11 protein-coding genes are annotated in these 19,400 nt (G+C 37.6%); 9 read left to right on the top strand and 2 right to left on the bottom strand.

Going from position 1 to position 19,400, the window contains the following annotated elements:
* Positions 1 to 1,073 (bottom strand): hypothetical protein (locus ACQ93I_RS10530; protein ID WP_431698484.1); only part of this gene is annotated, 1,073 nt, incomplete at its 3' end.
* Position 1,074: 1 nt separating this feature from the next.
* Complete coding sequence (locus ACQ93I_RS10535) at positions 1,075 to 1,860, bottom strand: RNA polymerase sigma factor (protein WP_431698485.1); 786 nt, start codon at positions 1,858 to 1,860, stop codon at positions 1,075 to 1,077.
* Between the two features lie 351 nt (positions 1,861 to 2,211).
* Between ACQ93I_RS10535 and ACQ93I_RS10540 the strand changes: the two genes are divergently transcribed.
* The 9 genes from ACQ93I_RS10540 (at position 2,212) to ACQ93I_RS10580 (ending at position 19,340) form a co-directional block, all read left to right on the top strand.
* The gene (locus ACQ93I_RS10540; RefSeq protein ID WP_431698486.1) at positions 2,212 to 2,610 is read left to right on the top strand and encodes a helix-turn-helix domain-containing protein; all 399 of its coding nucleotides are present in this window, start codon (positions 2,212 to 2,214) and stop codon (positions 2,608 to 2,610) included.
* Between the two features lie 736 nt (positions 2,611 to 3,346).
* Entirely contained in the window at positions 3,347 to 5,716 is a 2,370-nt protein-coding gene (locus ACQ93I_RS10545) for a type I restriction-modification system subunit M (RefSeq protein WP_431698487.1), read from the top strand.
* Between the two features lie 16 nt (positions 5,717 to 5,732).
* Entirely contained in the window at positions 5,733 to 7,523 is a 1,791-nt protein-coding gene (locus ACQ93I_RS10550) for a GmrSD restriction endonuclease domain-containing protein (RefSeq protein WP_431698488.1), read from the top strand.
* Positions 7,524 to 7,526: 3 nt separating this feature from the next.
* Positions 7,527 to 8,804 (top strand): restriction endonuclease subunit S, encoded by a 1,278-nt coding sequence (locus ACQ93I_RS10555; RefSeq protein WP_431698489.1) that lies wholly within the window; start codon positions 7,527 to 7,529, stop codon positions 8,802 to 8,804.
* Positions 8,805 to 8,809: 5 nt separating this feature from the next.
* The gene (locus tag ACQ93I_RS10560; RefSeq protein ID WP_431698490.1) at positions 8,810 to 9,889 is read left to right on the top strand and encodes a DUF4917 family protein; all 1,080 of its coding nucleotides are present in this window, start codon (positions 8,810 to 8,812) and stop codon (positions 9,887 to 9,889) included.
* A gap of 74 nt (positions 9,890 to 9,963) precedes the next feature.
* The gene (locus ACQ93I_RS10565; RefSeq protein WP_431698491.1) at positions 9,964 to 10,920 is read left to right on the top strand and encodes a hypothetical protein; all 957 of its coding nucleotides are present in this window, start codon (positions 9,964 to 9,966) and stop codon (positions 10,918 to 10,920) included.
* Between the two features lie 47 nt (positions 10,921 to 10,967).
* On the top strand, positions 10,968 to 15,455 hold the full coding sequence (locus ACQ93I_RS10570; protein ID WP_431698492.1) for a sacsin N-terminal ATP-binding-like domain-containing protein: 4,488 nt from the start codon (positions 10,968 to 10,970) through the stop codon (positions 15,453 to 15,455).
* Positions 15,456 to 15,460: 5 nt separating this feature from the next.
* Positions 15,461 to 18,565 (top strand): type I restriction endonuclease subunit R, encoded by a 3,105-nt coding sequence (locus ACQ93I_RS10575; protein ID WP_431698493.1) that lies wholly within the window; start codon positions 15,461 to 15,463, stop codon positions 18,563 to 18,565.
* Positions 18,566 to 18,596: 31 nt separating this feature from the next.
* Complete coding sequence (locus ACQ93I_RS10580) at positions 18,597 to 19,340, top strand: phospholipase D family protein (RefSeq protein WP_431698494.1); 744 nt, start codon at positions 18,597 to 18,599, stop codon at positions 19,338 to 19,340.
* Positions 19,341 to 19,400 lie beyond the last annotated feature (60 nt).

Consider the following 19,400-nt stretch of genomic DNA (forward strand, 5'->3'; position numbering starts at 1 on the left):
GCCTTTTCAGCCTTATATTTAATCTTGGTTATAAGGTCGTAATAACTCCAGTTTCGTAGTACGAATTCTTCTTCCCTAGCAATGCCAGCTTTGTCCTCCTGATTCATTAAAATTAAAGTTCCCGCCTGGTGCTTAATGCAGAAATCAATTAACCGCCTGCTGTAAACATGTACGCGATTGGATACATAATTACTTTCAGTATTGTGGAATTTATTCACCGCCTTAAGTTTTCTCCTTATTCCCTTTCCTGATTTAGAAAATGTTGCTCCTTTTTGTGCTCTCTTACGGGATGCTTGAATAGCTAATCTTCTGTACAAAAATTCTTCTCTGCTACCAATGGTAATTCTTCCGGTTCGGGTTTTAACTACAATGGGATATTCAAGAGACAGAGAAGCTTCTGCAATCACTTGTGGCTTAAGAGCATGTTGCTCTTTTTTTATCTCAAATACAGGAAGCCAAAAGATCTTTCCATCCTTTAATTTTATGTGTGATGTACAAAGCTTTGTTTCCCCTTTTACAGCTTGCATTAAAAGTTGGCGTTTGTCTGTGTAATCTTTCCCGAGATAGGTTTTTAGAGGAAGGCTAAATAACCGAAAACAAAAGGCTTTTTTTTCTTCGTCGTATGAAAAACCGCTTATTCCTTCCATATCGAATGGGAAGGCCATATCTCTTCTAAAGTTCTTCAACGAATTTTCTCCACTCCAGTATTTCATTTTGTCTTTATTGAAAGAGCTGTACAATGACTGCTTCAGATTAGACAAAATGTTAGTGGGAATTTCACCTTTGAACCGGCTGGACACTGCTCGATAGGTCGTATGGATCCGTGAGCACTGCAAAATTCCTAATTGATCTTTTTTTTCGTCTGCCAGTTTGTATTGAACTCTTTCGGTTAAATAGAGAAAATCTTTAATCATTTCCTGAACATACAAATGGGAAACCATCATGTTGGCTGCTCTAAAAGCCCTGTTCTGCCATTGGTAAAGTTTATCCAGTGCCTCCTTCCTTTCTGCCTGAGTTGGAAGGTCCACCAGTAGCTGTATTTTCCGAGTAAGTTTAAGAGTGGAGTTTTCCATGTTAAGCAGATTGTAACTGTTCTTGGTGCTTTTCCTCCAGAAATTTGTACGCAGCTATAAAAATTTTATGGACTTCCTTCTGGGAGAGGCTCAACTCAGTAGCAATAGCAGCAAATGAATAATTCTTCTCACTACGCAACTGCAACACTTTTTCCTGTTCCTCAGTCATGGAACCCTCAACCTTTTTTGTTGCAGCAGGTTGCTTTTTAGCTTCAAGATCAGTTCCCTGATAAATAAAATTTTTAATCTCTTGAATAGCCTTCTTTACTTCTATACTAACTTCCGTAATGCTGATTCCCATAGCATCGGCAATAGCTTTATATTGAAACCCGTATTTAAGGCAGAGTTCTATCAGGTGTTTTCTCTTATCACTCAATAGTGGCAATACGCTATTGATTCTGTTAAGGGCCTTTTGATCTGCTTGCTGGTCTGATAGGTGCTCATCTTCTTTCTGTGGGTCATAACCATGCATATATTTCTGATAGTCTTCATAATTTTCCAACCTGTTGATGTTCCTGTAAAAGTCATTTTTGGGCCGACAATAGTAGTAGGTACATTCCCGTCTCATCACATAGCGAAGGAAAAAATAAATATGTTCCGGTCGTTCTATGACATCTCTTTTCTCCCACAGTTTTAAAAATGAATCCTGAAGAAGGGTCTCAATGACAAATTCATCATGAATCAGTTGCTTTCCCACCCAAAAGATCCTGCGTTGGTATTTGGAATAGATAAATTCTAAAGCATCAGGATGTCCTTGTTTTAATAATTCAAAATTATCATATGACATAGGAGATATATTTGAACCTGACCTCTCAGGTCGGGTTATATTATTAATTTATAGGTCAGACTTTAAAGCCTTTTCTACCTGCTCCACTTTCTTTTTATATTCTGCAATTAATTCATCTGCGTATAGGGGAGTTCTATCTCCACTGAGACAATATCTTATGTAACGAGGAGTCACCTTATATATACAAGCAAGGGCTTTTACTACCTCCGTGTTATAAGTTTTCTTCATAAATTACGTAAGTTTGCCTGTTCATTTATTTGTTCCTTTTCCCGGAACAAAGTCAAATGTATAAACATTTTGTTTACAAAACAATTGTTTAAGAGCTTTTTATAAACATTTCGTTTACTATCTATGGATAAATCCAAAATGCTTGATCAGATAAAGAGTCACTATGAATTTAAAAAAGATGCAGAGTTAGCTGATTTTTTAGAAATAACACGGCAGACTTTTTCCAATTGGAAATCGAGAAATTCTTTTGATGCTGAATTAATCTATTCGAAATGTCGTGACCTAAATCCTGCTTGGTTACTTACTGGGGACGGCCCTATGCTACAGAAGGATTCCGCTGAATCTATTAGTAAAGAAACTGATCCAGAAGTTCTGCGTGAAAAATTAGTTAATCTTCAAAGTCAGTTAGATGCATTGGAAAAAGCTAATAACGCCTTAAAAGATGCCAATGACTCTCTCAAAGAAACAAAATCAATACTTCAGAAACGTATTGCAGAGCTAGAAGGCACCTCAAAAAAATAATTTTTGAAGTACTAAGAGTAAGCTGGATATTCACCCTTAAGAATTATTAATTTTAATGAACCTCTATAGGTCAGCCTTTAAAAGAATCTTCCAATTTGACGGTAAACTTAATAAAGGCAGTCAAAATACAAATACGAACTACCAAGGTTAATTTCTAGTTACCACAGTATCAAGAGTAAGTTTATTGACTGCCACAATAAAGTAGAAGGTTATCCTCACGGGGTTCCATCTAAAATGCCAAAGTGAGCAATTGAAAAGGGGCTAACAAAGAACGAATTATAGTAAAAATCAATCTCTATCCTCAGTTAAAATTGTCAAGTCTTTTTTAAAAACCTAAACTCGAATCCTGGGTTAAAGTTTTATAGTTCGAATGGTTTTGCACTTGAAGCCAATTTTAAAATAATCTGACTTTTCTTCCCTAACTATCCAGTAATCTTAACCAACATTTCAAATTACTTGATGAGCTGAGGAGGTCATGAACTAATTAGCAAAAATTAATGAAATAACGGAGGAGGAGTTGGAGAAATTAGGGCGATGATGAGTGTGGTGAATATTATTTCAGAGAGTTTTCTAATCTATCATCTCTATTATATTCACTTTTACTAAAAACCTTTCCATTTCTTTAAGAAAATATTTAGATTTACTCCGTTGGTAATGGAAATTCCGTCTCCCCTACTCTTCGGGAATTTCAATGCTAAATACAGCACCCAATTGTAACGCTAACTATTCAAAACAAATGACTCAACAAACCCACAATAAACTGGTTTCCTTTATCTGGTCTATTGCAGATGATTGCCTGCGCGACGTTTACGTACGCGGAAAATACCGCGATGTAATCTTGCCAATGGTGGTGCTTCGCAGGCTAGATGCCTTACTGGAACCCACCAAAGATGCCGTTATGGAAGAGCTGGCTTTCCAGCGTGATGAAGCCGGATTTACCGAATGGGACGAAAGCGGACTCCGCGATGCTTCCGGATATGTTTTCTATAACATCAGTGATTTTACCCTTCAGAAGTTACACGACACCGCCACCAATTCCCAGCAACTGCTGCAGGCGAACTTTGAAGATTACCTGAATGGTTTCAGTCCTAACGTAAAGGAGATCATTGAAAAGTTCAAGCTAAAGAGTCAGGTACGGCACATGGCAAGCAAAGATGTGCTACTGGACGTACTGGAAAAATTTACTTCTCCCTATATAAACCTCACCCCTTTCGAAAAAGAAGATCCCGAAGGCCGAAAAATGCCTGCGCTTTCCAACCTGGGAATGGGCTATGTTTTTGAGGAACTCATCAGGAAATTCAACGAAGAGAACAACGAAGAGGCCGGGGAACATTTTACTCCGCGTGAGGTGATAGATTTGATGACGCACCTGGTCTTTGATCCCATAAAAGATCAATTGCCTCCGGTGATGACCATTTACGATCCTGCCTGCGGTAGTGGCGGGATGCTTACCGAAGCTCAGAATTTCATCAAAGACGAGGAAGGCCTTATCAGGGCGACCGGCGACGTCTACCTCTACGGGAAAGAGATCAACGACGAGACCTACGCCATCTGTAAGAGTGATATGATGATCAAGGGCAACAATCCTGAGAACATCAGGGTGGGTTCTACCTTGTCTACAGATGAATTTGCGGGTACAACTTTTGACTTTATGCTCTCGAATCCGCCTTACGGGAAATCCTGGAGCAGCGAACAAAAATATATCAAGGACGGGAAAGATGTGATTGATCCCCGGTTTAAGATCACACTGAAGAATTATTGGGGCGTGGAGGAAGATGCCGATGCCATTCCGCGCTCTTCAGATGGGCAGCTGCTGTTCCTTATGGAGATGGTGAATAAGATGAAGCCCAAACACCAAAGCCCTTCCGGTTCCAGGATCGCTTCGGTGCACAACGGCTCAAGTTTGTTTACGGGCGATGCCGGCGGCGGCGAAAGCAACATCAGGCGCTACATCATTGAAAATGACCTTTTGGAGGCTATTATCCAGATGCCCAACAACCTGTTCTACAACACCGGCATCACCACCTATATCTGGTTGCTCAGCAATAATAAAGCTGAAAACCGTAAAGGAAAGGTGCAGCTTATCGATGGCGGACAATTATTCCGAAAGCTGCGGAAGAACCTCGGAAACAAAAACTGCGAATTCGCTCCCGGGCATATTGATGAGATCGTAAATATTTTTGCTGAAATGCAGGCGGTAAGCCGAAAGATGGATGAAGAGACCAATGCCGAAGTCCCCGGAATAGCCGCACAGGTCTTTGATAATGAAGACTTCGGATATTACAAGGTTACCATAGAACGCCCGAAGCGGTTAAAAGCTCAGTTTACTGCGGAAAGAATTGCGGACTTACGTTATGACAAACAACTGAAAGAACCAATGCAATGGGCCTGGGAAACCTTTGGAGAGGAAGTATATACCAAGCTGAAGGATCACGAAAAGGAGATCTTAGCCTGGGCTGAAGGAAACGACCTGAACCTGAGCAGCAAAAACCGAAAGAAACTGCTGAGTTCCAAAACCTGGAAAAAACAGAAGGAAATTTTAGAGCTTGCTGAAAAACTTCATACCTCCATAGGCGAAAAAGAATACTCCGATTTCAACATTTTCAAGAAGGATGTCGAAGCAAAGCTGAAGGAATGGAAACTCAAACCCGGCGCTTCCGAAAAGAATGCCATCTATAATGCCGTAAGCTGGTATGATGCCGAAGCCGAAAAGGTGATCAAAAAGAAGGAAAAACTGAGCGGGGAAAAACTCAGTACTCTCCTCGCTCACCTCAGTTGCACCGAAGAACAGTTGCCCCACTTTGGCTATTTCCCAACCGGAAAAGCAGGCGAATTTGTCATTTTTGAAACCGAAAGTGACCTGCGCGATTACGAGAACGTGCCTCTAAAAGAGCAAATTCACAGCTACTTCTTGGAAGAAGTAAAATCTCATGTACCCGAGGCCTGGATCAATCTAGATGCCACCAAAGTTGGCTATGAAATAAGCTTTAATAAATACTTCTACCGCCACACTCCGCTCCGTTCACTGGATACTGTCGCGCAAGAGATTCTGGAGCTGGAAGAAAAAAACGAAGGTTTAATAATGGATATTTTAAACTTATCCTGATTGTAAAAAATAAACTATGGCTAAATATTCTGTACACCAACAACCTGTTGACACCCTCCTTAGTTGGATCAAATCTGGAGAAATTGCTATTCCTGAAATTCAAAGACCATTTGTATGGAAGGCTACGAAGGTTCGGGATCTAATTGATTCTTTATACAAAGGTTATCCTGTGGGATATATCATCACCTGGAGAAATCCTGATGTAAAATTGAAAAATGGAGAGTTGTCTGCAGGAAAAAAGGTTTTGATTGATGGTCAGCAACGTATTACTGCTTTAACAGCTGCTATTGTTGGCCAAAGAGTATTAAACAAAAACTATAAAGAAATTTCTATACGAATTGCTTTCAATCCTGTAGCAGAAAAATTTGATGTTTTGAATAAGGCTCACGAAAGGAGTCCTCAATGGATTAATAACATAAATCCTATTATCAATGATGAAATCTCTATTTCAAAAGCTATAAGAAAATATAAAAATGAAAATCCTGAAGTTGATGAAGACCTAATCGAGGAAAGAATTGAAAATTTAAAAAAAATCAAAAACAAGCAAGTAGGGATAATTGAACTCGATCATTCTCTAGATATTGATACTGTAACCGAAATTTTTATACGGATCAATCAAAAAGGAGTTGTTCTGAGTAATGCTGATTTTGTAATGTCGAAAATAGCATCAGATGAACAACACGAGGGAAATAAAATGCGGAAGCTAATAGATTATTTCTGTAGGTTGATTGTTGATAAAGACTTTAATAAACATATACAGGATAATGATTCGGAGTTTGCCAATCACGAATTTTACAGAGCAATAAAATGGATGGCCGGTGGGACGGACTCATTGTATGTTCCGGATTATATTGATGTTTTAAGAACCGCATTTACTTACAAATTTAGTCGTGGAAAGTTTAGTGATCTTGTCGCATTATTATCGGGTAGAAACTTCGAGACTAGATCCTATGAAGACGAAATTGCCGAAAATAGCTATAAAATGCTTGCTGAAGGTTTGACCAATTTCGTCAATCAGACCAATTATCAACGGTTCTTGATGATAGTTCAGTCCGCTGGCTTCATTGATCAAAAATTAATTTCATCTAAAACCAGTTTAAATTTCTCCTATAGCCTTTATTTAAAATTGAGAAGCGAAGGAATGCCTGAGGCGAGAATTCAACATTTCGTTAAACGTTGGCTGGTAATGTCTCTCCTAATTGGACGTTATTCCGGTTCTGCAGAGTCAATGATAGATGAGGATATCAAACAAATTAATGAAAAAGGAGTTGCAGCTTATCTTCATCAAATGGAACAAAGTAATCTTGGAGCCGGTTTCTGGGATTTTGGATTAGTCGATAGCCTTGAAACTTCAAGTGTAAATAACAATGCCTACAATGTTTATTTGGCTGCTCAATGTCATTTTAATGCACCTGCATTTTTAGCTAAAACAATGAAGATAAGAAGTCTCATTGAGCAACGGGGAGATGTTCATCACCTATTCCCAAAGAAATATTTAATGAATAATAATTATCCGCAGAAAGCCTATAATCAGGTTGCCAATTATGTTCATACCGAACAGGCCACAAACATAAAAATTGGAATGGCAGCGCCTACAGATTATATGTTAAAAGTCATTGATGAGGTGAATAATGGTTCAAGGACTTTGACAACTCTTGACAGCGAAACTGTGCTTTGGGAGAACTTAAAGGAGAATGACATTCCTCTTCTAATAAATGATTGCGACCACACTTCCTATAATGAATTCCTCAGAAGGCGCAGAAATTTGATGGCCAAGAAGATAAAAACCTATTACGAAAGCCTATAATTGATGGAAGCAGTAAAAGAAAATCCACAATTACAAAAATACCCTGCTTATAAAGATTCAGGAGTGGAATGGTTGGGGGAGATTCCAGAACACTGGAATGAAGTCAAACTTAAATATATAGCTGAAGTTAAAAAGGGTATTCTCCCAAAACTATTGACTTCTGAACCCGAAGAAAATTTACCTCCTTATTTAAGTATGGATTATTTAAGAGGTGCTGCTGCGGAGGTTTGGGTTAAAGATAAAGGCGCTATCGTAGTTGAAGACAATGAGCTTCTTCTTTTATGGGATGGCTCAAATGCCGGTGAATTCTTAAAAAGTCGGAAAGGTGTTATTTCTTCAACGGTTGCGCATATTTCCTTTTCAGATATTGATCAAGATTTCGCTAAATTCTATTGTCATATCATTGAACGCAACCTAAGAAAAAATACTGTTGGAATGGGAATTCCACACGTTAACAGTAAAATTTTAAATAATTCTACTGTATTAATACCTCCCAAACAAGAACAAAATACCATCGCCAATTTCCTGGATAAAAAATGCGGTAAGATCGACACCGCCATTGCTCAAAAACAACAGCTCATCGAGCTGCTAAAAGAGCGCAAGCAGATCATTATCCAAAATGCAGTCACCAAAGGTTTAGATCCTGATGTCAAAATGAAAGATTCCGGTGTGGAATGGATTGGAGAGATCCCGGAGCATTGGGAGGTGAAGAGACTAAAATTTCTTTTAGATGAAATAAATATTAGATCTACAACTGGAGAGGAGGAACTCCTTTCTTTAAGTAAATATTCGGGAATAGTTCCTAAAAGTTCATTAGAAGAAAGGGCTGGAGGTGCTGAGTCGAACATCGGTTATAAAGTGGTACGGGAGCAGGACTTGGTTATTAATAAAATGCAGGCAGTAAATGGTTTAATCGCAGTTTCATTTTTGAATGGAATTACTAGCCCTGATTACTCTGTTTATAGAGCTAAAGATCCAGACCTTCTTTCAATTCTATTTTTGGATTATCTCATCAAACAACCTGAATACTTGGGAGAATTCAAGCGCCGTGTTACTGGAGTGATGGAAGGATTTATCCGGCTTTATACGGATGATTTTTATGATATTGAAGTCCATCTCCCTCCGAAGGATGAGCAAAATAGGATGGTTAATTTTATAAGGTTAGGATCAGAAAAAATTGATGAATCCATTATCCTGCAGCAACAGCAAATCGAAAAATTAAAGGAATATAAAAGCAGTTTAATAGACGCGGCGGTGACGGGGAAGATAAAAATTAAATAAAAAAAATGGCAAAAGGAAATATACCCGCAGATTTTGATTTTGAAAATCTTCCAAATTACAATGCTGTGCTGGAAAAATTAAATAAAAGGAAGGATCCAAAGCATTTAATAATGGGGAATGGATTCAGTATGGCCTATGATCATAAAATTTTTTCCTACAATGCTCTATATGATTTTATCGAAAAATTAGAGGACCCAATATTATCAAAGCTATTTAAAGTAATCAATACTAAGAATTTTGAATTGGTTATGCAGCAGCTTGATTATTTTATTGTAATAGCAGAAGCTTTTGATACGGATAAAAAATTAACTCAAAAATTAAAAGGTGCAAATTCTAAACTTAGAAGCAGTTTAATTGATGCTATTACTGATTTACATCCTGAACACGTATTTGAAATAGCGGAAGAGAAAAGCGAAAAATGTGCTGCTTTTTTAAATGAATTTTTAGAAAAAGATGGTAAAGTTTTTACCACGAATTATGACCTCTTGATGTATTGGGTTTTGATGAGAAATAATGCCACAAAGGGCATTGACGGTTTCGGCAAAGAGGTTCTAAATCCCCAAGGAGTTAAGAGAGGTGCAGAGCCTGAGCTTTCAGACCTTTATTGGGGAAAAAATAAAGATGATCAAACTGTCTTTTTTGTCCACGGTACGCTACCAATTTTTGATACCGGTATTGAAATAATAAAAGAGGTATATGATTCAGAACATTATCTACTGCAAAATGTAAAAGAGCGATTGGATAAAAAAGAATATCCAATATTCGTAACTGCAGGAAATGGGGAAGAAAAGCTAAAACATATAATGCACAATCGATACTTGTCATTTTGTTACGAAGAACTCACCAAAATAGAAGGTTCATTAATAAGCTTCGGATTTAATTTTGGAAGCTATGATGAACATATAATTGACGCAATTAACAAGGCAGCCAAACAAGGAGGAACTCCAAAAGATGGTCGTAGACTTTGGAGCGTTTACATAGGAGTTTATTCAAAACAAGATTTGGATCACATTAAAGAAATTCAGGAAAAATTTAAATGTAAAGTGAACGTATATAACGCTCGAACGGCTCCCATTTGGAATTAGATGTTTTTAGTAAAATCACAAAATAATAATACGGTAACGGGGAAAATAAAGGTTACAAAAGGTTAGAAAAAAACATGACTAAAATGATTGAAAAACACATAGGAAAAAAGCCTTTTGAAGAAAAGCTTGAGAAATTTTCAGGCAATACGGAATTTGAAAATGTTTTCACCTCTTTTTTAACCAACTTTCTTACAGAGCTGGAGCAAGACAGTGTAATTGAAAAAGATGATACTCCTGCTACCTTACTCGACGTGCCCAATGATTATATAGATTGCTATATAGAATGTAGACAAAACGGATATAGCAAAATCTGGAGTACAACTAGAGCCAGATTAGAGATTATGTTTGATACTCGTAACGCGGTCTACAGATGTTATGAGGAGGTCGCTGAGGTAGATGAAAATAAGGCTTTAAGTGATTTAAAAGTTTTTTGCAAACTCAAAAATGGAGATGAACTATACACGGATTTTTTAATTGATTATGTGATCAATTATGGTTATTCCGAAAGACCTATTGAAGAACTCGCCGCCGACTTTTCTAAAATTTATAAGAAGCAATTAAAAAAAGGGAAATCCGAAATCTATGCGAACAAATATGCCAGTTTAATGGCAGGAGATGAATTCCATAAAATTTACTGTGAAGAGTACGCCTTCAAATATGATCAGTCCCTCGCATTAGGTAAAATTGAAGAATATGCCGAGAGATATGCTGAAAAGTATGCAAGTGAACTTGTACATGTAAAAAGAAGAGCAGGTATTCATGATCACGAAGAAAGCCTTGAGTTCGCAAGAGATAAAGCCAGGGCTTACATAAATGGCTGGGAATATGCGACAGAAAATAATATTAAGGAGCAGAAAACTTTTATTGACTGCTATAGTAATGCATATCTTAATACCATTTATTCAGATGAATGGTCCTCTATAGAGGAACTGGAGAAAATTTCCTTAAAAATGGCTTTGAAGAAGTTTGAGATGAGTAGAAAACCTAGTGGTATCCATGGATACAAAAAACGAATAGGAGCACCTCAATAGAATTCACTTTGTAAGTAAAGGTGAAAATTTAAGTTAACTAATATTTTATGATTGTAGATACAATAAATACTGAGCTTGAAAAATTTATCGGAGACAGGAAAGACTCAAAGCTTTCCCTTTTCAAAAACGATTATGATGAAATGATTTCCGCTTACAATCGGGAGCTATCTACGACGAAGGGTTACAATGGTCGCCAATTATTAGAGTTACTGCAAAATTGTGATGATCAGTCCTCAGATCAAGTATTTATAGAATTAAACGAAGAGAAAAATCTTTTATCTATTGCTAACCTAGGAGTTCCTTTTTCACTAGAAGGTTATAGGTCACTTTTCACAAGCGATCTTTCCTCCAAAGTTGATAAGACATTGTACATCGGAAATAAAGGCTTAGGCTTTCGCTCTATTTTAAATTGGGCTGATGAGGTAAATATTTATAGTAATTCCTTAAAGGTTACCTATTCCGACCAAATCCGGAACAGTGCATTCAACGAACTTTTTGATGAACGGGAAAAAACAGAAATTCGTGAACAATTTAAAATACCCAATAAGATTTGTCCTATCCCAGTTCTTACTGTCCCTGAAGTTGTTAACGATAGCAGCCATTCTCAATTCAGCGCAGTTATTACCATTAAGTATAAAGATGAATTTCTAGATGATATTCTTCAGCAGATACGATCAATAAATGCTGAGACCATCCTATTCTTAAAGCATATTACAGAGATCAGCTTTAAAGGCATTTCAGAAAAAGAGGGTATAAAAATTTTAAGAAATAAACACTCATGTCTAACCGGTAGTTTTCAAAAAATTACGAGCAAATCAGAAATTTGGGATTTGTATGAAAAAACTGATGTTCTGCCGGAAGAGTATCAGGACCAAGATGGAGTAGAAGAGAATTACCAGGTTAAAATAGCAGTGCCGCGAGGAAAGGCGGAACATAAGTACAAATTGTTCTCATTTTTCCCCACTAATATCTCGCTTGATTTTCCATACATAATCCACGCAACATTCGATTTGGATCAAAATAGGAAACAATTAGAATACAGCGATAAAAACAAATATGTAGTCCGCCAGTTGGTAGACCTAATGAAGACAGTTGCCTTAATAAAAGCTGAGACCAAAGTAGATTGGCAGCCATATTTCCTATTGAGATACAAAGGAGAAAATGAGAATTTAGAAGAGTTGGATTTCTACGAGGAACTTGACAACGTTTTAAATAAAGAGAAGATTATTCCTTGTACAAATAATTTATATTCTGCTTTAGAAGAAGCTGTTTGCGTTGATAAAGAATTTGCCATCTTAATTCATGAAGGAGGAGGTGGAGAGTTTTTTCAGGATCACATTCAACCTTTACCCGAAACGATAGAGTCTTTAAAAACCCACTATGTGGACTATGATGATTTTATAGAAATGGTTAATCAATGGTCCAATCAGATCCGAGATATAAAGCTAAGGGCAAAACTTATAAAATATCTAGTCAACCGGAATATTTTAAATAATTTAAATGACCAGTATAATGTTTTAATCGATCTTGAGGGTGGTATTATTTCTAGTGGCAATGATGTTTTTACCTATGTGAGTAAGGAACTTCGTATTCCTCCTTTTAGTTCCATAAGTATCCTGAATATTAAACTATTCGATGAGTTAATTGAAGTTTTTGAAATTACCGAAAAAACAAAACAAGATAGGTCTAGGGCATTACAGAATAAAGTAAAAAGCATCAGTAAGCTATATGATTATGATTTTCTTCCGTTATCGAGGAAACTTATTGATAATGCCCGGGAAGCTATTAAAAATAATAAGCAGGAGGAAAAAGAAATTATACAGCAAATGCTGTCATCCCTATATTATAACTATTCAATATCCTCTATTACCACACAGTCCATCAACTTATCTGAGGTTCCTTTGTTGGACAATACTGGAAAGGTTGGATGGGCATCAGAAATGTTTTTTTCTACCGGTTATGATCAGGGAATTCTTTCGGAGCAAATTTTCGGTGATTGGTACATAACCCAGACTCATATAGCTTCGCCGAAGGATCTGGGCTTTAATGATGTCGAGAACTCAAAATTAACTGATTTATTAAGTTGGTTGGGTGTTAATTCGTTTGTGAAATATGAAACAAAAACTATTAATAATTCACATGACCCTTATGTCATTGAGGTATTAGGTTACTCTCCAACATCTGCCTCAGTCCAAGTAATATATTTCAACGATCGAGAAAGATTATTTAAAAACCTGAGTATCGAACAATTCATTTTATGGCTCAGTCAGGATAAGAGATTAAAGAAAAATTTGAATTTGAGGGAAAAACTCCATGGAGAAAGAATTAATTTTTTTTACCGTACTACCGACTGGAAAACTGCAGATGAAAGCTACTTATCCAAATTAGTTCAGAAAGAATACTATAATTTCAAGGATCATTTGATCGAATCTAATTATAAACACGTGAATGAGAAAATAATTGATTATTCACATCCTTTATTCAAAGACCACTCCTTAAAAAGACGCGAAATTGACCGTCTGATTCATTTAGTTGGTGGAGCTTCTGATTTTAATGATCTTTCCATAGATCGTGTTGGTCAAATTATAAATAAAGTTCATGAATTGTATCCAAACGGAAGAAACTCTGCTTCTTATTACAGAAGAGCATATTTACATTATGAGGAAAACGAGGAAGATTTTCAATCTACTGTGAAATTATTTGCAAAGGATAATGAAGGTTTAAAACTCTTTGAACCGCAGAAAATTTATTTTAGTGATAAAGTAAAATTACCAAATAAGTTAAGGGAAGATTTTCCAATTTTTAATTATCCCAGAAGATCTGGAGGAAAAAAAGCTATAGACTTTTTTGGAATCAATGATCTTTCTCAAATAGATATTGATCTAGGGGATTATGTACCCAACTTTGAAATTACAAGGCATCTTACTGATTACATCACAGAGCTAATGCCTTACGTGTTTATTCATAGAATTAATGCTCTGGACAATGAAACCTCAAAAAGGAACGAAGCAGCAGCTCTTAAAAAATTAAAGATTACGATTTGTAATAGTCTGAGTGCGAAAATTAATTCAAAGTTTTATGAGCTTGACCAATTTGAGTTCATTTATTTGAAAGACGATGGGTATTATATGAAAATATCGGGTGAGGATCTTTTCTCAAAAATAAAAAGAGATTCGCAGTTTAAGGATTCCTTATCTGAGATTCTCTCTCATCTCTTTGATGTCTCTAGCCATAAATCAGAATTTAGGGCCATATTTTCTACTGATCTGGAAGATGTAAAACACTTGACGAAGGTCAACTTTACCGATGATTTATTAGATGAAACCTTAGAAGTATTAGGGTATTCCAGTTCTCGCACATATTTTTGGTCAACTATTTTTAGAATATTAGGCTTGGAGTATGAATTAAAGGAGGAAAATGAGGTTTCCCTAGAAGATATAACCAAAGATTTGAAAGCAGATATAATTTCAGATCTCCCTGATTATGATGCCATAAATTCTAGGAAGAATATAGATTTTCTTGAAAAATTATTTTCTCAATTAGGTATTAACATTGAAGACTTTAATAGTTTCGCTCTAGTTCCAATTAATTTGGTTGAATATCATCACAATAGACTCACATCCTACTTTTTGAATAACTACGGATTATTTCGGAAGTCACTTCATAAATGGTGTGAACAATCAGTAAAAAAAGAACAATTCTTACAAAAATTGCATGACTTCGAAATTTTAAAGGATGATTTTATTGCAGACATATCTTCACGTTATAGATATAGGTTCACCCTTAAAAATGAAGTCGTTTTTAAAATTTTCATAAGGAAGCATTTCGGAAAAATAAACCTCAATCCATCCCTGCAAATTGATATTGATGCGTTCTTCACAAAAAATAAAGGTATTTTGAAGGACAAAGAATTGGAATTGGCTACATCAAATTCAAAAATTCTTAGTTTACTCTATTTTCCTATTGAAATTCAAACCCTAAGAAGTCGTATAAAAGATTTAGATAAGCTCCAGAAAGAAGAACATACGAATCCTTCAGAAAACAAGGAACCAGAGAAAAATGGAGAGCTTGGGGCTGGTCAAATAAAAAGAATTAAAAAATATAAGACCAACAAGTTATCGGGGTATAAAAACAGAAAAAAGCTTTTCAGTCCAAACCAAGATCAGGACAAAAAGAATGCCCAGAAAGGAAAGAACTCCGAGAAAAAAGTATTTGATAGACTTTGTTTAGATTATGGAAAAGATTTCGTTCACTGGAAATCCAAAGATGATGAAGGTTTACACTATGATATCAGATATAGTCCAGACAACGGGGAAACCTATAAATTTGTAGAGGTAAAAACATTTTCAGGTAATTCTTTTATTATTTCGAGAGAAGAAGTAGAGTTCGGAAGAGCCAAAAAAGACTCCTACGAAATATGGCTTGTTAAAGGAGATGATCTTATTCTTTTTGATCAGGCTTTAAAAGAAAATGATTTATCTGTTAAGGATTACTATGTTACTTTCTCGGAAATGGACTTCATCGCTAATATCTAATCTTTATGCCAACCCAAACTAACGAACAAGCATTAGAAGCCACCATTCAGGAAAAGCTCTCCGGCTTAACTCTGGAAGAGATCAAGGAGAAAGATCCTGCCGCTAATATCGCAGAGGAGAGTGAGCAGTACCGCTCCGGCAACGGGTATTTCATTGGAGACCCTGGGGATTTTAATGCTCGTTACGCGGTTGACGCGAGGAGGTTCTGGAGCTTTTTACAGGAAACTCAAAACGAGGAACTGGAAAAGCTGCAAAGGCATGGTGACTGGAAATTAAAGATCCTGGAGCGGCTGGACAGGCTTATCAAAAAATATGGTGTGCTTCGACTGCTAAAGAAAGGTCTCGATGTGGATGATGCACATTTCACGCTGTTCTTTCAGCCGCCACTGGCCAGTAGCAGTCCACGGGTAAAAGAGCTTTTTGAAAGCAATGAATTCAGCGCTACCAGACAGCTGAAATTTTCTTTGGAAAATCCGCGGGAGGAGATCGATATGGTCCTCTTCATTAACGGTCTTCCCATTGCTACCCTGGAACTAAAAAATCACTGGACCGGACAAAGTGCTAAAGTCCATGGTCAGAATCAGTATAGGTTTAAAAGAGATCCAAAGCAGCCGTTGTTGAATTTCGGTCGTTGTTTGGTGCACTTCACGGCAGACACTGACGAGGTGTATATGACCACCAAGTTGAGTGGAGGCAGTACTTATTTCCTGCCCTTCAATAAAGGGAATAATCACGGAAAAGGAAACCCGCCAAATCCGTTCGGTCATAAAACTGCCTACTTATGGGAAGAAGTTCTCACCCGCCAAAGCCTGGCAAATATTATTCAGCATTTTGTAAGGCTGGATGGTAAAGCCAAAGATCCGCTCAACAAGCGCACATTGTTCTTTCCTCGTTATCACCAGATGGACGTGGTGCGAAAGATTATCAATCACGCTTCACAAAATGGAGTCGGCCACAAATATTTGATCCAGCACTCGGCAGGCTCAGGAAAATCAAATTCCATCACCTGGGCAGCATTTCAGTTGATAGAAACCTATCCCGAAAAAGAAGGAATCCCCGGCAGCAAAAATATAGAGCAGCCTTTATTTGATTCCGTCATAGTCGTAACAGACCGCCGCCTGCTGGATAAGCAGATCAGGGAAAACATAAAAGAATTTTCAGAAGTAAAAAATATTGTCGCCCCCGCCTACTCTTCCAGGGAATTAAGAGACAGCCTGGAAAACGGGAAAAAGGTGATCATAACCACCATTCAAAAATTCCCTTTTATAGTTGACGGCATAGCAGATCTCGCAGACAAACGTTTCGCGGTGATCATCGATGAGGCTCACAGCTCCCAAAGCGGTTCTGCACACGATAAGATGAACCAAACCATGGGGCAAAAACAGGAAGAGGAAGAGGAGGAAGATGCGCAGGATAAGATCCTGAAGGCGATGCAGTCCCGTAAGATGCGCGGCAATGCTTCTTATATGGCTTTTACCGCTACTCCAAAGAATAAAACCCTGGAGAAGTTTGGGGTAAAACAGGACGATGGTTCTTACAAGCCATTCCACCTTTATTCAATGAAACAGGCCATTGAAGAAAGCTTTATTCTGGATGTGCTGGCGAATTATACGACCTATAAGAGCTATTATGAGCTGGAGAAATCCATAGAGGCAAATCCACTTTTTGATACAGCCAAGGCACAAAAGAAATTAAAAGCCTATGTTGAAAAAGACCAGCGCACGATCAATACTAAGGCTGAGATCATGATCGATCATTTCATCCCGAATATCTACAACACTAAAAAGTTGAAGGGAAAGGCCAAAGGAATGGTGGTGACACAAAGCATTGAGTCGGCCATTCGCTACTACAAAGCCATTAAAAGGATCCTTAAAGATAAAGGCGATCCTTTTGGAGTAATGGTAGCCTTTTCCGGAAAGAAGACAGTAGACGGAATTGAATACACCGAGGAGACCATCAATGATTTGCCGGCGCACCTGGATACTGCGAAAAGTTCAGATCCCGGTTACATCAGTGACAAACTCGCCCGCTATTTTGATATGTCCGAATACAAGATCCTAGTGGTGGCCAATAAATACCTCACCGGTTTCGATCAGCCGAAATTGGCAGCAATGTATGTCGACAAAAAGCTGCAGGGAGTTTTGGCAGTGCAGGCATTGAGCAGATTAAACCGAAGTGCAAATTCGTTAAACAAGAGAACGGAAGACCTTTTCATTCTGGATTTCTTCAACAGCACAGACGACATAAAAAATTCCTTTGATCCATTTTATACTGCCACCTCGCTTAGCAAGGCAACAGACATCAATGTGCTGCACGACCTAAAATCTGCCCTGGCAGAAACTGGAGTCTATGAATGGAGTGAAGCATTGGATTTCACCACAAAATATCTCTACAAAGTAGATGCACAGGAACTGAGTTACATCATCGATGTTCCGGCAGAACGCTTCAATGAAGATTTAGGCCTGGAAGACGACGAAAAAGCTGACTTCAAGATCAAGGCAAAACAATTCGTCAAGATCTACGGTCAGGTGGCTTCTATTATGCCTTATGAAGTTCTGGACTGGGAAGTTTTGTTCTGGTTCCTGAAATTCCTTATTCCGAAACTGGTAGTAAAGGATCCCGAAGCAGATAAGTTTGACGCCTTACTGGAATCGGTCGATCTTTCCACTTATGGTCTGGAGCGGGTAAAGCTAAATGAGAAGCTAGGGCTGGACGATTCAGAAACAGAGGTAGATCCTCAAAATCCGAATCCACGAGGCGCCCACGGACCAGAGAAGGAAGAAGATCCGCTGGAATTGATCATCAAAAGCTTTAACGAAAGATGGTTCCAGGGCTGGGAAGCCACGCCGGATGAACAAAGAGTAAAATTTGTTCAGCTAAGTCAACACATCCAGGCCCACCCCGACTTCCAAACCAAAGTTGCAGATAACCGCGACAAACAAAACAGCGACCTCGCCCTCCGAAAGATTCTGGATGAAGTAATGAGAAACCAACGTAAAAATGAACTTGACCTATACCGCCTCTTCGCCAAAGATGATGCCTTCAATCAGGCATTCTTCGATACAATGAAGAGGATGGTGAGTATGGGAGAGAATAGGAATCAATTATAAAATCTATTAAGCAACCTTTAATAAAATATTGATGGCAGAATATTTAAGAACATCCAGTATTACCGCTGAACTTGAAAACCTAATCCGTGATGCCAGGGAAAAAGTTTACATCATTAGCCCATATTTAAAATTATCTGATAACATCCGACAACTCCTGAATGATAAAGAGAGAGAGAAAGTAGAAGTCAGAATAATTTTTGGGAAACAGGAACTTGCACCCACTGAGATGGAATATCTGGAATCTCTTAGTTATGTGCGACTATATTTCTTCAAGAACCTTCATGCAAAATGCTACCTGAACGAATCTAAAATGATTATTGCTTCAATGAATCTTTATGAGTTTTCTCAACAACATAACAGAGAGATGGGAATTCTTATTGATACCAGAGTGGACCATGACAAAAGAGTATATGAAGATGCTCTAAGAGATGTAGATTCCATCTTACACAATAGCGAAGACTTTTCTTATGTTAAGGCTCCAAAGAAAGAGCCAATTCAAGAAATTGAGGCAAAAGAACCGAAAGTAAAATCTTCCGGTACAAAAAAGATTAAGAATGCAAACAGGCAGGTCGGATATTGCATTAGAACAGGAGAAGAAATTGATTTTAATCCTGAACGACCATTGTCTAAGGAGGCTTTCAAACTCTGGAACCAGTATCAAAATGTAGAATTTCCAGAGCAGTTCTGTCATTATTCGGGTGAACCATCAAATGGTGAAACAAATTTTGCACGACCGATTCTGAGGAAGAATTGGAAAAAAGCGATGAAAAATTAATAGAGCTGCATAAGCTAAAGCAAATTAGGAATTAAATAATGTCAAAAACGCGGTGAAAAA

Origin of the sequence: Salinimicrobium sp. WS361 (assembly GCF_050750585.1) — a bacterium.
Classification (GTDB): Bacteria; Bacteroidota; Bacteroidia; order Flavobacteriales; family Flavobacteriaceae; genus Salinimicrobium.